Here is a 21,112-nt window from a genome sequence, read left to right on the forward strand (position 1 = left end):
AGGAGGTTTTATCATGAAAAAAATCATCTCCATCAAAACCATTCAACTCCTTATCATCGATGGAATTATGCTGGCATTTTTGACATTTAAAGGGGGGCTTACTTGGGACTGGATTTTTATTTATAGCGGTTGGCTCATTTTCTTTCATCCTGTGCTATTGACCTATCTTTCAAACCAACTTTGTGACCACTTTGGTCAACTCTATTCCCAGATTAGACCGAGATTCTGGCGTTTCGCCTTACAAATCCTCCTATGGGATATCTTGATGATTCTCTCCTTGATATGTTTAAGTGGTATGCCACTTCTCCTTCAGGGAACTCTCCTAATTCTAGGCCATCTCATCCCTTCCTACCGCATAAGCCAAAGCCTGAAAAGAGATTTCCCCAAGGCCTATCAAGAACCGATTTCATTTTGGAATATTTTATGATAGATAAGAAAGACCAAGCCAGCTGGGCTTGGTCTTTCTTATCTATTTTTAGTATCAAGGATAATGGTGACTGGTCCGTCATTGACCAGCTCAACCTGCATATCCGCTCCAAATATTCCTGTCTGAACAGGCACTTCTTGCGCTAATTTTTGATTGAAAGTATCATAGAAGTCTGATGCCCTATCAGGCTTGGCTGCACCTGTAAAGGCTGGACGATTGCCTTTCTTAGTATCCGCAAAGAGGGTAAACTGAGAAATAGAGAGGATTTCTCCTTCAATATCTTTGACAGACAGGTTCATCTTGCCTTCTGCGTCTGAAAAAATCCGCATATTGACCAGTTTTCTCACAGCATAGTCCAAATCTTCCTCTTGGTCCTCTGGTCCAACACCAACCAGCAATAAGAGTCCCTGATTGATTTTTCCCTGAACCTGACCTTCGATACTCACTTGGGCTTTTGTAACCCGTTGGATAATGATTTTCATAATAGCCTTTCTAGTAAGGGCTAGGGCAATTAACCGTTAGTCCGTTTGACAGAGTAAACTTCTGGCACACTCTTAATCTTGTCCACGACCGTAGTCAGCGTCGAGAGGTTGGCAATGCCGAAGGATACATGGATATTAGCAAACTTCATATCCTTGGTTGGTTGAGCGTTGACTGTTGATATATTCTTGGTTGTGTTTGAAAGAACTTGCAGTACATCATTCAACAGTCCTGTACGGTTGAGACCATAGATATCGATATGAGCTACATACTCCTTATTTGAGTTTGAATACTGATCTTCCCACTCCACATCAAGGAGACGTTGCTCGTAGTTTTCTTGGGCACGCAGGTTCATACAGTCCACACGGTGAATAGCTACACCACGACCCTTGGTAATGTAGCCGACAATATCGTCACCAGGAACAGGATTACAACACTTGGCAATCCGCACTAGGAGACCTGAGGCACCTTCAATGACCACTCCACCCTCATGCTTAACCTTGAGGGTTTCTTTGTTTTCAACCTTGATCTCGCCACCTTTGACAAGCTCTTCTGCTTCCGCCTTGGCCTTAGCACGTTCTTCCTCACGACGTTCCTTTTCAGTCAGACGGTTAAAAACGGTAATAGCACCGATTTCTCCAAAACCAATAGCCGCAAAGAGGGATTCTTCTGTCTTGTAGCTGGTCTTTTGCAGGACTTGGTCCATATGACGCTTGTCCATGAATTTATTTGCCACATAGCCATTTTCTTGGAACTGAGCCATCAGCATTTCACGACCCTTGTTGACAGACAATTCCTTATCTTGATTTTTAAAGAACTGACGGATCTTGTTGCGGGCCTTGCTGGTCTTGACCATATTGAGCCAGTCACGGCTAGGTCCAAAGGAGTTCGGGTTGGTGACAATTTCAACCTGATCCCCTGTCTTGAGCTTAGTTGTCAGAGGAACCATACGGCCATTGACCTTGGCACCCGTCGCTTTTTCACCGACTTTTGTATGGATTTCGTAGGCAAAGTCAATCGGTCCTGAATCTTTTGGAAGGGAACGGACAGCTCCATCTGGGGTAAAGACATAAATCTCCTCAGCCAGATAGTTTTCCTTAACTGAATCGACAAATTCCTTGGCATCATCAGCCTGGTCTTGGAGCTCCATCATCTCCTTGATCCAGTTCATCCCAATAGCTGATTCCTTGCTGTTAACCTGTCCCTTGATGCCCTTCTTATAAGCCCAGTGAGCCGCAACCCCGTACTCAGCCACCTCGTGCATTTCCTTGGTCCGAATCTGGAATTCAATCGGCCCTTTTGGCCCATAGACAGTCGTATGGATAGACTGGTAACCATTGGCCTTACGGTTAGCGATATAGTCTTTAAAGCGACCAGGCATGGGTTTCCAAAGCTCATGCACATAACCAAGCATGGCGTAAACATCACTTTGGGTATCCAAAATACAACGAATGGCAATCAGGTCATAGATTTCCTCAAAGCGTTTTCTCTTATCCTGCATTTTGCGGAAAATCGAGTAAATATGCTTGGGACGACCGTAAATCTTCCCTTTCAAATGACGATCTGTCGTATATTCCTCTAATTTTGTGACTACCTCATCCACCAAGGCTTCACGCTCTCTGCGCTTTTCCTTCATCATATGGGTAATCTTGTAAAACTCTGTCGGATTGAGATAACGGAAAGACAGGTCTTCTAATTCCCATTTGACACTGGAAATCCCCAAACGGTGGGCAAGCGGTGCATAGATTTCCATAGTTTCTTTGGAAATACGCTCCTGCTTATCTTTTCGAAGGTGTTTCAGGGTCCGCATATTGTGCAAGCGGTCGGACAGTTTGACCAAGATAACACGGATGTCCTCAGACATAGCCATGAGCATCTTGCGATGATTTTCCGCTAGCTGTTCTTCATGAGATTTATACTTAACCTTACCGAGCTTGGTAACCCCATCTACGATTACCCGCACATCAGGACCAAACTCTCTTTCCAAATCGTCCAAGGTCGCATCTGTATCTTCTACCACATCATGCAAGAAACCACAAGCTACCGTTACAGCATCCAGCTTGAGCTTGGCTAAAATACCTGCCACTTGGATAGGGTGAATGATATAAGGCTCACCTGATTGGCGGTATTGACCACAATGGCATTCCACCGCATAGACCAAGGCCTTATGGACAAAATGGACATCCTCTTCCGTTAAATATTCTTTGGTTAAAGCGACAACTTCTTCACCTGTTAAATTCACTTCTTTTGGCATCTCTACTCTCCAATTCTTCCTACCATTTTATCACTTTTTTAAGAATATGAAAACTAGAAAAAGAGGATTCTAAAGCTTATTCAAGTTGTTGGGAAGGAGGATAAAAAAAGATTCACACTAAAACAATAAAATTATCTGATTTTCATCTATCTTTTTTGATATAGGCTACACTAAAAGTCAGTGAAATGAAAATACATTCTTCTTTTTTCAATAAATAAGGTTTGATATTTTGGTAATTTTCTAACCTTTTTAGTGTATAATGGTAATATAAACAGTTTTTTTACGATAATTACTGAATTTTCATCTTTCTAGAAAGGCAAATCATATGAAATCACACAAAAGACTGACACTTTTAGCTTTGGCTATTCTTGGCTTATCCAGCCAAGTCGTTTTGGCTGACGATACTAGTCATTCCACTACTACCCCTATGACTAGTTCAACTAGTAGCTCAATAAATACTTCCACTAGCAATTCTACTAGTAGTTCTCAAGCTAGTACAGAAACTTCGTCGAGCACAGCTAGTTCAAGTGAGCAAGAAATCAAAACTTCTCTTTCTACAGACACCAAACCTAATCAACCTATGCAGACTGGCTGGGTAAAAGAAGGGAACAAGTGGACTTTTTATAGTCAAACTGGGGTCAAATTTACAGATACCCTCTATGATGGTTATCTCTTTGATAGCCAGGGATACTTGCTTGAAAACAGCTGGTATCAGATGGGAACTAATTGGTACTATATCAATGGTTCAGGTAAGTATTTATCCAACCAATGGAGCCAAATCAATGGCAAGTGGTATGCTTTTGATGACTACGGTAGAATGCTGGCCAATGTCTGGAAGGGCAATTACTACCTCAAATCCAGCGGTGCCATGGCAGATAAGGAATGGGTCTACGACCAAAGCTACTCTAGTTGGTTTTACCTCAAATCTGGCGGACGCTACGCCCAAAAACAATGGATTGGTTCCTACTATCTTAAATCTGGTGGCTACATGGCCCATAAGGAATGGATTTATGACCCAGACTATCAAGCTTGGTACTATCTTAAAGACGATGGTGTATATGTCACAGGAACCTATTCAGTGGATGGCAAAAACCAGCTCTTCCAAGGAAATGGAAAATGGGTTCGTGAATTAGCACAAGGTTTTCAAAAAGGACATTACTCTAAAACTATTTTTCTAGATCCAGGACATGGTGGTAAGGATCGCGGGGCTTATTACTATGGCATAGCTGAAAAAGAATTGAACCTACAAGTTTATCGTAAGCTACGTAAACGACTAGAAGGACTCGGCTATACCGTTCTAACTTCTCGAGATAGCGATATAGACGTTGATTTTATTACCGAACGTTCTCGTATGGTCAACAAGACCAATGCTGACTTTTTCATCAGCCTTCATTTCAACGCAAAAGGAAATGATACAACCGTTAATCTTGGTATCCAGACCTATTCTTACAAGGATGAACCTGGTTTCCCTAGCAAGATTAACAAGGATTGGCACAACAATCCTGAACGGATGAGTGAAAGTAACCGTCTCGCAGCTGATATTCATTCTTCACTGCTAGCTGAAACTGGAGCCAGAGATGCCGGACTTTTGCAAGCTACCTTTGCTGTTCTACGTGAAACAGCTAAACCAGCTGTTTTGCTAGAGATGGGATATATGGATAATCCAGAAGAAAACAAAAAAATCCGTAGTAGTGAATACCAAGATAAACTGGTTGAAGGGATTGTCAAGGGAATCCAAAAATACTACGCTGGCAATTAAAGCAGTTTAAGCCTCGAACTCACTCGGGGCTTATTTTTCTTATACAAATTGTGTTCTTCTTTCTAGATCTATCTCCTTTTTCAGCTTATTCTCTCCAACTGTGCTATACCTATCTAGGAAAAAAATATTTCAGAATTGCTTGACAATTCTGAAATGTTTTTTTATAATATGTTATACAGTTAGATTTTCTATTTAGGTGATAGAAGGAGAGATAGAAGAACGGAAACCATATTGTAATCTAAATATAATTTAACTCCCTATGATTATCACTTTTTCATTCAAGTAAATATATTTGAATGACATCATTTCACAAAGGAGTATCCTATGAAAAAAATTGTACTAACACTATTAGGAGCTACTGCTCTATCTATTGCCGTTCCAATCAATGCTGCTGAAACCAATACAACAAATAACTTTGAAGGTCCTCGTTATGAGCGTATATATTCTCATCGTTATAGTAAAACAGTAACAAGATACTATAACGATGATGGTTACATCCCACCAACTATCTACTATTCAGAATATAATGATAGTTTCCAGTCAACCTTCAAAGGAACACTTGAAATAGATAGTGTACGAAGATCAAACGGTGGAACTCGTGTCACATACACTGGTACCTTGACTGGATTTTGGAATTAAAAATCCTCAAGATACTTTCTTTTATCCTTTAGTTTATAAGGAGAACACCTATGAAAAAAACTGGTATTTCTATCTTTGCTCTCCTAGTTTTAGGAGTTAGTTGCCTGTTCCTATTCAGCCAGCAAAGCTATAAAAAAACAGTCGTTCAATATTATGCTAACGACCAGAACCTGCCCAATAGGATAACTTATAGTGAGTATAGCGACAAAAGAGAAGCCAACTACGGTGGCACTCTAAACATCACGTCTATCAAACAAGCTAATGACGGAGTTTATGCAACCTATGAAGGGCAATTGACACCTCTCCAATATTGATAAATTGTTAACCAGCCTGTCTTCATCTAGTCATGCTGGTTTTTAAATTCATTCTAAATCCTTACCTATTCTCCCCAACTGTGCTATACTTATCTTAGTACATTCTTTGAGATTGGAGTCAATATGAAAATCCATAAAACCGTCAATCCTGTTGCCTATGAAAATACCTATTACCTAGAAGGTAAAAAACACCTCATCGTTGTCGATCCTGGTAGCCATTGGGAAGCCATTCGTCAAACCATCGAGAACATCAACAAACCAATCTGCGCCATTCTATTGACCCACGCCCATTATGACCATATCATGAGTCTGGACTTGGTGCGCGAAACTTTTGGCAATCCTCCTGTCTATATCGCAGAGAGTGAAGCCAGCTGGCTCTATACTCCTGTCGACAATCTCTCTGGCCTCCCTCGCCACGATGATATGGCAGATGTGGTCGCAAAACCTGCAGAACACACTTTTGTCTTTCACGAAGAATACCAACTGGAGGAATTTCGTTTCACTGTCTTGCCAACACCAGGACATTCTATCGGTGGTGTTTCCCTAGTATTTCCTGATGCTCACCTAGTCTTGACAGGTGATGCCCTGTTCCGCGAAACCATAGGACGGACCGATCTTCCGACTGGTAGCATGGAGCAACTCCTCCATAGTATCAAAAACCAGCTTTTCACCCTACCAAACTACGATGTCTATCCAGGACATGGTCCAGCTACGACCATCGCCCATGAAAAAACCTTTAATCCTTTTTTCTAGCAAAATTTTGATGATAATAAATATCACAATTTATAATAGATTAAAGCTAGAATAATACGTCCTGACTTCTAAATCATTGTTAGAAATTGATTTCAATTTTCCAATCGATTTGTTCAGATTTTATTTTATCTCACTATATTTATACTATTTTAGAATTATAAAAACGCATAATATCAGGTGTGGAAAATAGACTCCATAATATCCATAGGGGATTTACCCACTACAAATATTATAGAGCCTTTTTATTTTATCAAAATGTTACCTATCCGAAAATTATTTTCCGTTTCTATTTATTATAGGTCATCTATCACAAGCTATAATTCTAGCGAATCCACTTGCCTGATTCATCAACTTGATAACCATCTGGGGTACGTTCGTTGACAGCCATCTTACCATTTGACTTGAGATAGTAATCACCTACCCATGTGTTACGAGCGTAACTTCCTTCTGCTGTTAAGTAGTAGTATGATTTGTAGTTACTATCGTAGACCCACTCACCTTTAGCCATCTTACCATTTGATTTCAAATAGTAGCTACCTGACCAAGCATTGCGAGCATAACTACCTTCTGCTGTCAAGTAGTAATATGCTCCATAGTTTTTATCGTAAATCCATTCACTTTTAGCCATCTTACCGTTTGATTTAAGATAGTAATTGCCTACCCAAGTATTACGAGCGTAGCTGCCTTCTGATGTTAGATAGTAATATGAGCCGTAGTTCTTATCGTAAATCCACTCGCTTTTAGCCATGTATCCGCCTGATTTAAGATAATAGTTACCTACCCAAGCGTTTTGAACATAATTTCCTGATGCATTTAGATAGAAGTATGAATTATATTTTTTATCAAAAATCCACTTATTTGTTACTTTTACGCCATTTTGATAATAGGATGATCCTGACCAACCAGATTGTGTTGGTGTTGGTTTCACTGGCTTAGCAGGTTGTGATTGATCAGCTGGAACAGTAGGAACACTTGGTTGCTTGTCGGGCTTAGGTTGCTCACTTGGCTTAACTTCAGGTTTTACTTGCTCAGCTGGTTTTTCAGCAGGGTTCTTAAACAAGAAAACGTAAGTATCGTAGGTTTCGCCAAATAGATTGTATGAATGAGTTTTAGTCTTCTCATCATAGCGATTTGTTTCTTCACTTGGGAATCCTAGATAATAGAGTTCTTCCAGTTTTCTATCCTTAGTTAATGTATAAACCTGGATATCTTCTTTCTTCTCTTTTGATTTGAAATTCAAAGAGATGCCACCGCCTTGGAGAGTTTGATTTGTTCCGTAAATTGGATTTCCATCTTTATTAGGAACTTCATAGAAGATTGTATAAGCTTCGTAGTTCATTCCCTCCAGCTCTGGAACTTTTACTCGAACAAGAGCAGGTCTAAACCTACTATCCATATCTTTATAGTTATCTTTAAATTTTATTTCTTTGCCGTTTTCGAACATCGGTCTATTGAAATTCGAACTGAAAGTGCTTGTTTTTATATGGGATCCTGCATGAAGAAAATCTGGCTCAGCTGTCCACCAACCGTAAGATGTTTTTTCTACATTTTCAGCAGGAAGTGGAACGGCAAGGTCGTTTGTTGTTAGAGTAGGGCGACCTGTTCCGTTATTAAACCAACGTTTTGGCTGATCGTTTCGATAAGGAATCTTTGGCAATCCAGCATTTTCAGCTGGCTTAACTGGTTTAGGCGCGGGTGTTGGTTGAGTAGTATTAGGTTGAGCGGCAACGTTTGGCTGCGGCGCAACATTTTCCTCGGCACGCACCAAAGTTGGCACGGCAACACTAAGAGTGACAGCAGAGAAGGTAACAATACCTAGTTTAGTGAGTTTATTCATAATTTTTCCTCCTCAGGAATATATAATTGCCTTTTTAGGCTTATAAAATGACAAAATCAACTTCCTTTCAAGACCACAAAAGCAAAATTTTGAGCCAACTCATTATCTAAACATTTAATGTCCTTGATAGAAGCCTTAAATGAACGTTCATCCATTAACTGAGCAATACAGCTATCATACTATTACATATCTTAATGATTTTTAAATTTTTTGTTGCCAAAAGCTAGCTATCTCCTTTAGAGATAGGGAACTAAGTGTATCGCGTAACGACCGTTAAACGATACACAAAAAATACCAGTCTAATACAGGTTAAAAACACTGTTAAACTCGCATTTTTTAAATATTCATATTGTTGTTTTGAATGTTTCGTCAAGCGGTCCTTAATCGAAACAAATTTACGGCTTCATTCTACCATTTTTCCCTGTTTTTAGCAATTATTTTCTGTTTTTTTTTGACGATTGTTCGCCACTTTATTACGTTCTAACACTTTATATAGGGTTGATGTAGAAATTTGTTCAGTTTTTGCAATATTACGTATGCTTATATTTGAATGTAGATATTTGTTAAGTATCCGCTCCTCCTTTTCTTTTGAAATCCGTTTTGCTCCTAATCTAACACCATTTTCCTTAGCTTTTCGAAGTCCTTCTTTTGTGCGAAACCTCAGATTTTCCAGCTCATTTTCTGCCACAAATCCTAAAATGATGCAAAGTAACCTGCCGATAAGAGAATCTGTTTCTAGTTTTTCATGCAAACTGACTAGATGAATATTAGATTCATTAAATAGTTCAATAAGTTCTAGCAGCTTAAACATAGATCGAGTCAGTCTATCTAACTTATAGATAGTGAAAGTAACCTCCTTGCCATCTTTCGAAAAGTCAGAGGCCAGTTTTAAGGCTTTTGTAAGTTCAGGACGAGTGTTATTTGCACCAGATTCCTTTTCTATAAAAAGTTTATCGCAATGTTTGAGAGCTTCGATTTGCACTTTCAATCCTAAATCTTGCTTATGAGTAGATACACGGGCGTAGCCTATGTTGATAGTCTTTTGAGTCATAAAAATCCTCCTGTTATCTTGATACAGAGGGATATTTTACTATGAATTTTAAAATAAGAAAAGACCTCAATTTCATAATCCCTATGAACTACACCCCAAAAGCTAGATTGTTCTATCTAACTTTTTAGGGTGTACATAGATAGGGAAGGTATAATTATAGGAGTTTTATCTATCTCTTTGCCTTACCAAATAATCACGCGCTCTTCTGGTGAACGCCACATACCGTCGCCTTCTTTGACATCATAGGTTGTAAAGAAATCATCGAAGTTTGGCACTTGTACATTGACACGGAGTTTGGCTGGCGCGTGCACATCGACGCTAGCCAAGAGTTTCATAAATTCTGGACGACCTTTCATGCGCCAGATGCGACCAAAGTTGTAGAAGAATTCTTCTGCGGAGAAGTATGGTTCTCGCTTAGCTGCTTCAAGAGCTGCAGCGATTCCTCCCAAGTCCGCCACGTTCTCTGACACAGTCAATTTACCATTAATGGTTGCACCATAAGAATCCTGTCCATCAAACTGGTCGATAACTTTTTGTGTTTTCTCCTTGAAGGCAGCATAGTCGCTCTCTGTCCACCAATCTTTGAGGCTACCATTTTCATCAAAGGAAGCTCCGTTGGTATCAAAAGCGTGGGAAATTTCATGGGCAATAACCGCACCAATACCACCGTAGTTAGCAGAAGATGACTGATGCAAGTCATAGAAAGGTGCCTGTAAGATAGCTGCTGGGAAGACAATCAGGTTCTTCTGAGGATTGTAGTAGGCGTTGACCATATGAGCAGGCATGCCCCATTCCTTGTAGTCGACAGGCTGATTCCACTTGCTCCAACTGTGCTTGATTTCCACACGCGCAAAGGCTAGAGCATTGTCAAAAAGACTGACATTTTCATCCACTACCTTGTCCTTGTAGCGTTCTGGCAATTCTTCTGGGTAACCGATATAAGGCTTGATGACATTGAGTTTGACGATGGCCTTGTCACGAGTTTCAGGAGTCAGCCAGTCATTTTTAGCCAAGCGTTCCTTATAGACATCAATCATGGTTGCCACTTTTTTCTCCACGTCTGCCTTGGCTTCTGGAGAGAATTTTTCATGGGCATACCAGAGACCCAAGGCTTGTTTGAAAGGACCTTGCGCTAGTTGATAAGCTGCCTTGACCTTGTCTTTGGCTTCTGGAACTCCTGAAAGCGCACGGCTATAGGCACCTGACAAGACACGGATTTCTTCTGTTAAATAACTGGTTGAAAGATTGACAACACTCAAAATCAAGGTTGCCTTGAGGAGAGGCCAAGCTTCTTCACTATAGAATTGATCTGCTGCTTGCCAGAAACGTTCTTCATCTACAATAACCTTGTCTGGCACTTGTCCAAGAACTGCTTGGAAGAAATCATCTAAGGGTAGGGCAGGCGCAAATTTCTTGAAATCTTCATAAGAATATGGATGGTAGAGTTTAGCATATTCTGAACTTTCTTCATTAGAGAGCACCACTGACGCAACTCGACGGTCCAATTCTAGTCTTTTCTCTAGCAAGTCTTTAATTTCTTCATCAGAGAAATCATAAGCCTTGAGGAGATTTGCGCTGCTTTCTTTCCAAAGAGTCAAGAGCTCTTCGCGCTGAGGATGGTCTTCTGCATAGTAGGTCGTATCTGGCAGGATTGTGCTTGGAGCACTAGCCCAAAGAACATTGATTCTGGCATCCATAAAGTCTGGTGATACACCAAAAGGAAGGAAGTTTGGTTTTCCAGCAAGCTCAAACTCTGCTAGTTTAGCTGTAAAATCCGCAAAAGTCTCCAATTCTTGAAATTCTTTAAGAAGTGGTAAGACAGGAGTGATACCGTCAGCTTCTCTCTTGTCAAAATCACGAACTAGGCGGTGGTATTTGACAAAGTTTGCCAAGATAGCATCCTCAGTCACCTCTTCACCTGTCAACCACTTGTCTGTTGTCGCCAACATCAAGTCTTCAATTTCCTGATCTAAATCAACAAAACCTCCCGTTTGAGATTTATCTGCTGGGATTTCAGCAGTCTTCTGCCATTCTCCATTGATTGCATCATAAAAATCATCTTGATAACGTGTCATCTTGTTCTCACTTTCATTTGTACTTGTTTTTAGCTTAACAAAAATTACCTGGGAATGCAATTAAAAATGAACTGATATTTTCTATTGTTTTTCAGTTATTATTTTAATTTTTTTAAAAATTAACTTGACTTAATTTTTTTTTTAAGGTATATTAAGAGGCAGGAGGAATATAAGTTTATGATACGTATTGAAAACCTCAGTGTCTCCTACAAAGAAACGTTGGCACTTAAGGATATTTCACTAGTGCTCCAAGGACCAACAATTACCGGTATCATTGGTCCAAACGGTGCTGGGAAATCAACATTATTAAAAGGGATGCTGGGAATTATCCCACATCAAGGTCAGGCATTTCTCGATGACAAGGAAGTTAAAAAATCCTTACATCGAATCGCTTATGTCGAACAAAAAATCAATATCGACTACAACTTTCCCATCAAGGTTAAGGAATGTGTCTCGCTAGGACTCTTTCCCTCTATCCCTCTCTTTCGCAGTTTAAATGCTAAACATTGGAAGAAAGTGCAAGAGGCCCTTGAAATCGTCGGTCTAGCTGACTACGCTGAACGTCAAATCAGTCAACTATCTGGAGGTCAGTTCCAGCGGGTCTTGATTGCCAGATGTTTGGTGCAGGAAGCTGACTATATCCTCTTGGATGAACCCTTTGTTGGGATTGACTCTGTCAGTGAGGAAATCATCATGAATACGCTGAGAGATCTGAAAAAAGCTGGGAAGACGGTTCTCATCGTCCACCACGACCTCAGCAAGGTTCCCCACTACTTCGATCAAGTCTTGCTTGTCAATCGAGAAGTGATTGCCTTTGGTCCAACCAAAGAAACCTTTACCGAAGCCAATCTTAAAGAAGCTTACGGTAATCGACTCTTTTTCAGTGGAGGTGACCTATGATTGCAGAATTTATCGATGGATTACAAAAATTCCATTTCCTACAAAATGCCTTGATAACAGCCATTGTCATCGGGGTCGTAGCTGGAGCTGTGGGATGTTTCATCATCCTACGCGGGATGTCACTCATGGGAGATGCCATTTCACATGCTGTCTTGCCAGGTGTAGCCCTCTCCTTTATCTTGGGCCTTGACTTCTTTATCGGAGCCATTGTCTTTGGACTACTAGCTGCTATCATCATTACCTACATCAAGGGAAACTCGATTATCAAAAGCGATACCGCCATCGGCATTACCTTTTCTTCTTTCTTAGCCCTCGGTATCATCTTGATTAGTGTCGCTAAAAGTTCAACTGACCTTTTCCATATCCTTTTTGGTAATATCTTGGCCGTCCAAGATACGGATATGTTTATTACTATGGGTGTAGGAGCAGCCATTCTCTTGTTAATCTGGATTTTCTTCAAGCAACTCTTGATAACTTCCTTTGATGAACTCTTGGCTAAAGCCATGGGAATGCCTGTCAATTTCTATCACTACCTTCTCATGGTACTTCTAACTCTCGTGTCTGTGACAGCCATGCAAAGTGTCGGAACTATCCTGATTGTAGCCATGCTGATCACCCCAGCTGCAACTGCTTATCTGTATGCTAATAGCCTAAAAAGCATGATTTTCCTTTCCTCAACCTTTGGAGCCACAGCTTCAGTTTTGGGGCTCTTTATCGGCTATAGCTTTAACGTTGCGGCAGGTTCTAGTATCGTGCTCACAGCCGCTAGTTTCTTTCTCATTAGCTTCTTTATCGCTCCAAAACAACGATATTTGAAACTGAAAAATAAACATTTGTTAAAATAAGGGGCAAAACCCCAATAAATTGGAGGATCTAATGAAAAAATTAGGTACATTACTCGTTCTCTTTATTTCCGTCATTGCTCTTGTAGCATGTGCTAGCGGAAAAAAAGATGCAGCTTCTGGTCAAAAACTAAAAGTTGTTGCTACAAACTCAATCATCGCTGATATTACTAAAAATATTGCAGGTGACAAGATTGATCTTCACAGTATCGTTCCTGTTGGTCAAGACCCACACGAATACGAACCACTTCCTGAAGACGTTAAGAAAACATCTCAAGCTGATTTGATTTTCTATAACGGGATCAACCTTGAAACAGGTGGCAATGCTTGGTTTACAAAATTGGTAGAAAATGCTAAGAAAACTGAAAACAAAGACTACTTTGCAGTCAGCGAAGGCGTTGATGTTATCTACCTTGAAGGTCAAAACGAAAAAGGCAAAGAAGATCCACACGCTTGGCTTAACCTTGAAAACGGGATTATTTTTGCTAAGAATATCGCAAAACAATTGAGCGCTAAAGACCCTAGCAACAAGGAATTCTACGAAAAAAATCTCAAAGAATATACTGATAAGCTAGACAAACTTGACAAGGAAGCTAAAGAGAAATTTAACAACATCCCTGCTGAGAAGAAATTGATCGTAACCAGCGAAGGATGCTTCAAATACTTCTCTAAAGCCTACGGTGTCCCAAGTGCCTATATCTGGGAAATCAACACTGAAGAAGAAGGAACACCTGACCAAATCAAGACCTTGGTTGAAAAACTTCGCCAAACAAAAGTTCCTTCACTCTTTGTAGAATCAAGTGTGGATGACCGTCCAATGAAGACTGTTTCACAAGACACAAACATCCCAATCTACGCACAAATCTTTACTGACTCTATCGCAGAACAAGGTAAAGAAGGCGATAGCTACTACAACATGATGAAATACAACCTTGACAAGATTGCTGAAGGATTGGCAAAATAAGCCTCTGAAAAACGTCATTCTCTCATGAGCTGGCGTTTTTTTCTATGCCCACATTTCCGGTCAAATCATTGGAAAATTCTAACCGTTTCAGCTAAAATGGAAGAAAAAAGATTGGAGTATCTTATGGTAACTTTTCTCGGAAATCCTGTGAGCTTTACAGGTAAACAACTACAAGTCGGCGACAAGGCACTTGATTTTTCACTCACTACAACAGACCTTTCTAAAAAATCTCTGGCTGATTTTGATGGCAAGAAAAAAGTCTTGAGTGTCGTGCCTTCTATCGATACAGGTATCTGCTCAACTCAAACGCGTCGCTTTAATGAAGAACTGGCTGGACTGGACAATACGGTTGTCTTGACTGTTTCTATGGACCTACCATTTGCCCAAAAACGTTGGTGTGGTGCTGAGGGAATTGAAAATGCCATCATGCTCTCAGACTATTTCGACCATTCCTTTGGACGTGATTATGCCCTCTTAATCAATGAGTGGCACCTATTGGCACGCGCAGTCTTTGTCCTCGATACTGACAATACCATTCGCTACGTTGAATACGTGGACAATATCAACTCTGAACCAAACTTCGAAGCCGCAATTGCAGCTGCTAAAGCCCTATAGAAAAAATCCTCTGTCACAAAGAGTTCCCTACTCTTTGAAACGGAGGATTTTTGTTTACGAGTAAATATAAGTTCAATCAGATAAAAACAACTACCTTACTCTACAGATTTCAAGGCTTCAAGCATATCAACCTTTCTCAGATGATGATTGACGAAGAAACCAAGCAAGGTCAAAATGGTGCTTACTGCTACCACTGGGATTACATAGACTTCCCAGCCTACCTGCGGATAAAAGAGAATAGTCGCAGGCGAAATCATTTGAATCAAAAATTGGTGTAAATAGAAACCAGCTACTAGACCAAGGACGATTCCCACAAGGGACAGCACAATCGTCTCACGGTAAATGTAGAGAGTGACTTCATTATTATGAAAACCGAGAACCTTGATAGTGGAGAGTTCACGGATTCTCTCAGCCACGTTGATATTGGTCAGATTGTAGAGGATAACAATAGCCAACAGAACCGATACGATGACCAAGATGGTCATGGTCTGATTGAGTGAGCTGGCGACGGAGTCAAAGAGTCGAATGGCTGAAGCATTCTGGACAACGCTGGACACCGCAGCTTGATTCATAAGTAAGCCGGCCTGCCTTTCGATACTAGTTGCACTGGTATCCCTTAGCGAGACCAGATAAGTGTTGGCTTGGGGTAGCTGTCCGTAAATTTGCTCATAGCTATCCTGACTCATATAAATAAAGTGACCAACGTAGTTCTCAGCAATGGCAGTGACCTTTAGCTCCTTACCTTCAATTTCTAGACTCTGCCCAACCTTGACATCTGCCAGCTGGGCAAGTTTAGCTGTAATAACGACGCCATCTTTTAATGTCAGCTCCTGCTGATGGTCTTGCAGATGAATAAAGGGAGTCAAATCTTCCTTATCGGTCATCATAAGGGTAATAGTTTGAAGACCAGCCTTGCCTTTGAAATCCTTGTCTAGCGTCTTAGAATAAACTTTCTGGTAGGCTTTAATGTCCTGCCCCTTCAACACTTCTTCTAGATTTGCCTTGTCCTGATTGGTCGCACTAGGGTTTTCAGAGACAATCATCTGATACTGTTGGATTTGTTGAAACTGTCTAGACGGAACTCCTGCTACAGAGGATTGGATTCCCAAACCTGCAAAGAGCAGGGCTACAGAACCTGCCACACCAAAGATCGTCATCAACATCCGCTGCTTATAACGGAAGATATTGCGAGCTGTTACCTTATGAGTAAAACTGAGACAACGCCAGATAAAACTGAGACGCTCCAGTAAGATTTTAGCTCCTTTAACAGGAGGTTTAGGCAGTAAAAGCTGGGCTGCTTCGTCATGAAGTTCCCTACGAGCTACCAAGTAGGCTGGTAACACACTCGCCAACCAACTCAAGACAAGAGCCAGAAAGCTATAGGTCCAATAGAACTGAATCTGGGTTTCTCCCACTACCATACCTTTTGTAATAACACTTGAAATCACACCGGCTAGTAAATAATGTCCAAGTATACTACCTAGAGCTGTTCCGACAGTCCCAGCTACTAGACCATAAAGGAGAAACTTGGCGATAATATCCTTACTGCGATAGCCCAGGGCCTTAAAAATCCCTGCATGAGTTCGCTCTTCATCCACAAAACGAGTCATGGTTGTAAAGGTCACCATAGCTGCTACGGCATAAAGCACTACAGGAAAGATATTGCCCACTGCCCGAATACTGGCTGAAGCATTACTGTACATGAGGTAGCCTTGACCACCTGGCATGGTTTGCCGATTATAGACTTGATACTTGGGCTCAGCTAAATCATCCAAGACTTGCTGATGTTTTTCTAATTTTTCCTTTTCTTGGGCTAGATTTTGTTCAGCCTGCTTTAGTTTATCCTCTTCCTTGCTCAATTCCTGCTTGGCTTGGACAAGTTGAGCACTAGCCTGCTCTCTCTGAGCTTGAGGAAGCAAGGCTAGTTGACTTTCCTGATCCTGTAAACGAGCTTGAGCAGTTGCTAAACGACGCTTGCCTTCCTGCAAATTAGTATCAGCCTTGTCAAGGGTCTCTTGGCCTTTGTCTAGAGACTCTTGTCCTTCTTTTTTCAACACTTGCAGACGTGCCTTGCCATTATCTGACAAAGCTTGTTCTAGGTCTTCCTGATGCTGTTTGGATTTTTCTTCATAAGTTGCTGAAAAAGCATTTAAACCTGACAAATCTTGATATTTTAAACGAGCTATATTGTAGACTTTCTGATCAAACTGACTAGGTAAAATCACCCCATAGGCTGTCAGAGTCCCACTTCCACTTGCTGCGTAGCCCATATCTCGCTGGGAGAGGATTTCAGCTGAATCCACAAAACCAGTAATGGTATAAGTATGGTCTTTTAAAGAGGAATGACCCTCTTCTTTTTCTTTAAAACTAATCTCCTGTCCCACGCTGTATTTGCCTTGCAAATGAGTGGCCAAAGCGATTTCCTTGTCGGACTGAGGAAGTCGTCCCTCTCTTAGCTGAAAGGTTGAAATTCTCTCTGGTTTGGAGTACAGCCGAATGGCATTCTGCCCATTCTCCATAGTCACATCTGTCAAATAGCCAAACTCAACCTCTGCGCCCTGGGTCTGTTCTAGTTCTTCTTGATTTGCTTGATCCAAACCATAGTTAGACATGACTGCCAAATCCAAGGTTTGAGCAGTTGTTAAATAAGCATTAGCTGTCGCCTCCATGTTGGGGCTAGTCACTTTGAGGCCTACTAGGGCTAGAGACCCTAACATCATCAAGGTTAAGATGGATAAAAAACGCCCCTTGGAGGCTGTGAAAGACTGAATTAAGTCCTTCCAATAGGTTTTTCGCTTGATCATGCTAGTACTCCAATGTATCGATATCCTGAGGATGCTGGTTGATCACCACATCCTTGACACTGGCATCGTGCATATGAATCACGCGATCAGCAATGGGAGCCAAAGCTCCATTATGAGTCACGATGATAACAGTCGCTCCCTTTTGACGAGACATGTCTTGAAGAATCTTCAAGACTTGCTTGCCCGTCTGATAATCCAAGGCTCCAGTCGGTTCATCACAAAGGAGAATTTTAGGATTTTTGGCTACCGCGCGTGCAATGGAGACTCGCTGTTGCTCCCCTCCAGAAAGCTGAGCTGGAAAGTTGTTGAGACGATGAGCCAGACCTACATCTGTCAAGACCTGCTCAGGATTCAAGGCATCTGTCACGATTTCAGAAGCCAACTCCACATTTTCCTTAGCTGTCAGATTGGAAACTAGATTATAAAACTGAAAAACAAAACCGACATCATTTCTACGATAATTGGTTCTCTGGTGGGAACTATAGTCTGCAATATTAACACCATCTATCCAGATTTCCCCTTCATCATTGGTATCCATTCCCCCAAGAAGGTTAAGAACCGTTGACTTGCCTGCACCAGACGCACCTAGAATAATAACCAATTCACCCTTTTCAATCTCAAAATTCACATCACGATTGGCCACAATCTCCGTGTCCCCAACCTGATAACGCTTGTAACAATGTTTCATCTCAATATAAGCCATCAGACTCACCCTCTCTCAAACAAATTACTTCCTACTACCATTATAACGCTTTTTCAACTAGTTGGAAACTGCTTACATTCTCAAATCCTTATTAAAAGGCAGTTTCAAATTACTGCCTTTTAATACTCAATGAAAATCAAAGAGCAAACTAGGAAGCTAGCCGCAAGCTGTACTTGAGTACGGTAAGGCGACGCTGACGTGGTTTGAATTTGATTTTAGAAGAGTATAACATCTTCTTAAAAATAAAATTGAACCAGATCACCTTCTGCTGTCGCCACTGAAATACAATCTTTCCCCATGCATTTCACTTCTGCTTTTTCTTGATTCACTTCAACCACACTATTTTCAATACCTGGATAAGAAACTCGCAATTCTCCCCCACTTCTTGATAAAATGGTCAACTGAAAGAGTTTTTTATCCGCCCACCTCATGCTAATTTCAAAATGTCCACGTGCCATTAAGCCTGAAACGGAACCTGTTGACCATGCATCGGGTAGGGCGGCTAGAGGTACCAGATAAGCTGTATGAGACTGGAGCAACATTTCTGCCATGCCACTGCTAGCACCAAAATTACCATCTATCTGAAAAGGAGGGTGGCTACACCAAAGATTTGGCAAGGTGGATGACTTTAACTGCTCTGCTAATAATTTATGGGCTCGGTTGCCATCTCCCAAACGCGCCCAGAGATTGATCTTATTAGCCTTGGACCAACCTGTGCCCCCATCTCCACGATCATTGAGGCTAGCACGCGCCGCTTCAAGATACTCTTGTCCCTTGTAGCTAAAGAGATTGCCAGGATAGAGTCCCACTAGATGGGAAGCGTGCCGATGCTGGGCCTCCTCTTTCTCCTTTTGAAAATACTGCTCTTCCTCCTCATACCACTCCCTGATTCGACCAGATTGAGTGATTTGAAGAGGATTAAGCAAGTCAAACTTCTCCTTGACCTCAGTCAACAAAGACTCATCCAGTCCCAATTCCTGAGCAGCCTGAATAAAATCATGAAATAACTGCCAAATCAGAGATTGGTCATAGGTATTGCCAATCGAAATCGGCCCATGTTCTGGAGAATAAGACGGAGAAGAGACCCAACGCTGCGCCTGCTGATCCTCATGTAAAAAACCATTCCAAAAACGAACCGTTTCCCTCAACATGGGATAAATTTTCTCCCTGAGATAGTCTTGGTCCCTATAAAATGAATAGGCTTCATAAACAGTTTGCATCATCCACGCATTGGCAGCTGGTGACCAACCCCAATAGTAATCCCAACCAGGTGCCGTCCAACCAAAGGGAGTCGCTTGAGTATGAACCAACCAACCATTCTCCTCACCTTTCTGAGAGACGATTCCTGCATACCTTGTAGCCGCTAGACGACCATAGACACGCAAATCATCTATATAGTTGATGACCGGAAAGGCCGTCTCTAGAAGATTAGTAACATAGGCTGGCCAATAATTCATCTGCAGGTTGATATTCAGGTGATAGTCCGAATTCCAAGGAGGATTGTCGACCGCATTCCAGACCCCTTGCAGGTTAGCTGGTAGAGCATCTGGACAATCTCTGGAAGAGCTGATCAATAAATACCGTCCATACTGGAAGAACAACTCCTCCAAAGCCTGCCCCTCTTGTGGCTTATAATTTTTTAACAAATCATCTGTAGTGGATGCATCAATCTCAGCTCCCAAATCCAATTGAACACGCTGGAATAAGGCTTGGTAGTCCTCAATATGCCTTGATTTCAATTGGGCATAGCCCTTTTCTTTAGCTATCTCCACTAAGTCCTTTACCTGTTGCTCTAAATCTATTTTCTTGCGATAATTACTAGCAGGATTTTGGGCAAAATCAGTCTTAGCAGCCAAGAAAAGATTGGCATAACTGGCTCCTGATATCTGAACCTTATCTGACCAAACTCTAATATCCCCATCTGTTTCCCAAGCTAGACAACTAGCAAACTGCAGGTCATTGTCCTTAACTCTTCCCTTCATCAAGATATGAAAATCAGTAATATCCAACTTGCATTCCTTGTAATCAGATTTTTCCTGTTCATACTTTCCGTCAGAAGCTAAATCGCGGGTCAAGGACAGTTCCATAGTAAAATCTATAGTTTCCAACCCTTCCTTAGTAAAACGTTGAACCAAGAGATTATCTGGAAAACTCGCAAAAGCTTCACGTTCAAATTTCGTTCCCTTATAGACATAAGAAGTCGTCGCAAGCGCCTTGCTGATATTAAGCTGTCTCTGGTAATCCGTCACCTGAGACAAAGTCTTGCCTTGCTTGCTAAACTCAATATGAATATCCCCAAAAGACAGATAGGTCCCATATTGACTCGTTTTGGGCCCGACCAGGTGATGTTCAGCCAGTTCCTTAGCAGTATTGTAGTCTCTCTTCTCCAAAGCCTGCCGAATCTTACCTAAAAAAACATACTGATCCTGAAGATTTCCACCCTGATAATCTGAACTATCAGGAAGTGGACCACCAGACCAGAGACTTTTTTCATTGAATTGAATCCGCTCAGCCCCTATAAGGCCAAATACTTTTGCCCCTAAAGAACCATTGCCTATTGGTAAAGCTTCTTCTTCCCAACCCTTATATGTTGTTGATGCTGGTTGCTTGTAGGCCAATACATAATCTTGTTTTTTATTCCTTATCATACTACCATACTAACATAAAAAGTCTAGAAATCAATTCTAGACTTACA

17 protein-coding genes are annotated in these 21,112 nt (G+C 41.2%); 9 read left to right on the forward strand and 8 right to left on the reverse strand.

Features of this window, described 5'->3' with window-relative positions:
- The first annotated feature begins 13 nt into the window (after nt 1-13).
- Complete coding sequence (locus D8836_RS06325) at nt 14-427, forward strand: hypothetical protein (RefSeq protein ID WP_125393469.1); 414 nt, start codon at nt 14-16, stop codon at nt 425-427.
- A 38-nt stretch (nt 428-465) separates the two neighbouring features.
- On the opposite strand, the gene dtd is transcribed toward D8836_RS06325, so the two are convergent.
- Both dtd and D8836_RS06335 read right to left on the reverse strand, forming a co-directional pair.
- Nucleotides 466-909 carry a D-aminoacyl-tRNA deacylase gene (gene dtd / locus D8836_RS06330; RefSeq protein WP_049544844.1) on the reverse strand — a complete coding sequence of 148 codons (444 nt, stop codon included), beginning with the start codon at nt 907-909 and terminating at the stop codon, nt 466-468.
- Nucleotides 910-938: 29 nt separating this feature from the next.
- Complete coding sequence (locus D8836_RS06335) at nt 939-3,161, reverse strand: RelA/SpoT family protein (protein WP_125393470.1); 2,223 nt, start codon at nt 3,159-3,161, stop codon at nt 939-941.
- A gap of 325 nt (nt 3,162-3,486) precedes the next feature.
- Between D8836_RS06335 and D8836_RS06340 the strand changes: the two genes are divergently transcribed.
- The 4 genes from D8836_RS06340 (at nt 3,487) to D8836_RS06355 (ending at nt 6,626) form a co-directional block, all read left to right on the forward strand.
- Nucleotides 3,487-4,920 (forward strand): N-acetylmuramoyl-L-alanine amidase, encoded by a 1,434-nt coding sequence (locus D8836_RS06340; RefSeq protein ID WP_125393471.1) that lies wholly within the window; start codon nt 3,487-3,489, stop codon nt 4,918-4,920.
- Between the two features lie 324 nt (nt 4,921-5,244).
- The gene (locus D8836_RS06345) at nt 5,245-5,559 is read left to right on the forward strand and encodes a hypothetical protein (protein WP_000725073.1); all 315 of its coding nucleotides are present in this window, start codon (nt 5,245-5,247) and stop codon (nt 5,557-5,559) included.
- Nucleotides 5,560-5,609: 50 nt separating this feature from the next.
- Nucleotides 5,610-5,873 carry a hypothetical protein gene (locus tag D8836_RS06350; protein WP_049551315.1) on the forward strand — a complete coding sequence of 88 codons (264 nt, stop codon included), beginning with the start codon at nt 5,610-5,612 and terminating at the stop codon, nt 5,871-5,873.
- A gap of 123 nt (nt 5,874-5,996) precedes the next feature.
- On the forward strand, nt 5,997-6,626 hold the full coding sequence (locus D8836_RS06355; protein WP_125393472.1) for an MBL fold metallo-hydrolase: 630 nt from the start codon (nt 5,997-5,999) through the stop codon (nt 6,624-6,626).
- Nucleotides 6,627-6,948: 322 nt separating this feature from the next.
- Here D8836_RS06355 and D8836_RS11390 read toward each other — a convergent pair whose 3' ends face one another.
- From D8836_RS11390 to pepO, 3 genes are all read right to left on the reverse strand, one after another.
- Entirely contained in the window at nt 6,949-8,463 is a 1,515-nt protein-coding gene (locus D8836_RS11390; protein WP_260468270.1) for a PspC-like choline-binding domain-containing protein, read from the reverse strand.
- Nucleotides 8,464-8,890: 427 nt separating this feature from the next.
- On the reverse strand, nt 8,891-9,514 hold the full coding sequence (locus tag D8836_RS06370) for a recombinase family protein (RefSeq protein WP_125393474.1): 624 nt from the start codon (nt 9,512-9,514) through the stop codon (nt 8,891-8,893).
- A gap of 182 nt (nt 9,515-9,696) precedes the next feature.
- Nucleotides 9,697-11,589, reverse strand: a complete 1,893-nt coding sequence (pepO, locus tag D8836_RS06375) for an endopeptidase PepO (RefSeq protein ID WP_125393475.1) — start codon at nt 11,587-11,589, stop codon at nt 9,697-9,699.
- Between the two features lie 177 nt (nt 11,590-11,766).
- On the opposite strand from pepO, the gene D8836_RS06380 reads away from it, so the two are divergent.
- From D8836_RS06380 to tpx, 4 genes are all read left to right on the forward strand, one after another.
- Nucleotides 11,767-12,489, forward strand: a complete 723-nt coding sequence (locus tag D8836_RS06380) for a metal ABC transporter ATP-binding protein (protein ID WP_000619165.1) — start codon at nt 11,767-11,769, stop codon at nt 12,487-12,489.
- A complete protein-coding gene (locus tag D8836_RS06385) occupies nt 12,486-13,334 on the forward strand; it encodes a metal ABC transporter permease (RefSeq protein ID WP_000559776.1) in 849 nt (282 codons plus the stop codon). The genes D8836_RS06380 and D8836_RS06385 overlap by 4 nt, the downstream gene beginning before the upstream one ends.
- 31 nt (nt 13,335-13,365) lie before the next feature.
- A complete protein-coding gene (gene psaA / locus D8836_RS06390; RefSeq protein WP_125393476.1) occupies nt 13,366-14,295 on the forward strand; it encodes a metal ABC transporter substrate-binding lipoprotein/adhesin PsaA in 930 nt (309 codons plus the stop codon).
- Nucleotides 14,296-14,418: 123 nt separating this feature from the next.
- Nucleotides 14,419-14,910 carry a thiol peroxidase gene (gene tpx / locus D8836_RS06395; RefSeq protein ID WP_000256026.1) on the forward strand — a complete coding sequence of 164 codons (492 nt, stop codon included), beginning with the start codon at nt 14,419-14,421 and terminating at the stop codon, nt 14,908-14,910.
- A gap of 95 nt (nt 14,911-15,005) precedes the next feature.
- Here tpx and D8836_RS06400 read toward each other — a convergent pair whose 3' ends face one another.
- From D8836_RS06400 to D8836_RS06415, 3 genes are all read right to left on the reverse strand, one after another.
- Nucleotides 15,006-17,714 carry an ABC transporter permease gene (locus D8836_RS06400; protein ID WP_125393477.1) on the reverse strand — a complete coding sequence of 903 codons (2,709 nt, stop codon included), beginning with the start codon at nt 17,712-17,714 and terminating at the stop codon, nt 15,006-15,008.
- 1 nt (nt 17,715) lies between these two features.
- Complete coding sequence (locus tag D8836_RS06405; RefSeq protein ID WP_084924066.1) at nt 17,716-18,417, reverse strand: ABC transporter ATP-binding protein; 702 nt, start codon at nt 18,415-18,417, stop codon at nt 17,716-17,718.
- 236 nt (nt 18,418-18,653) lie between these two features.
- Nucleotides 18,654-21,065 carry a glycoside hydrolase family 95 protein gene (locus tag D8836_RS06415; protein WP_125393478.1) on the reverse strand — a complete coding sequence of 804 codons (2,412 nt, stop codon included), beginning with the start codon at nt 21,063-21,065 and terminating at the stop codon, nt 18,654-18,656.
- Nucleotides 21,066-21,112: the final 47 nt, after the last annotated feature.

This window comes from Streptococcus mitis (assembly GCF_003942995.1).
Lineage (GTDB): Bacteria > Bacillota > Bacilli > Lactobacillales > Streptococcaceae > Streptococcus > Streptococcus mitis_CV.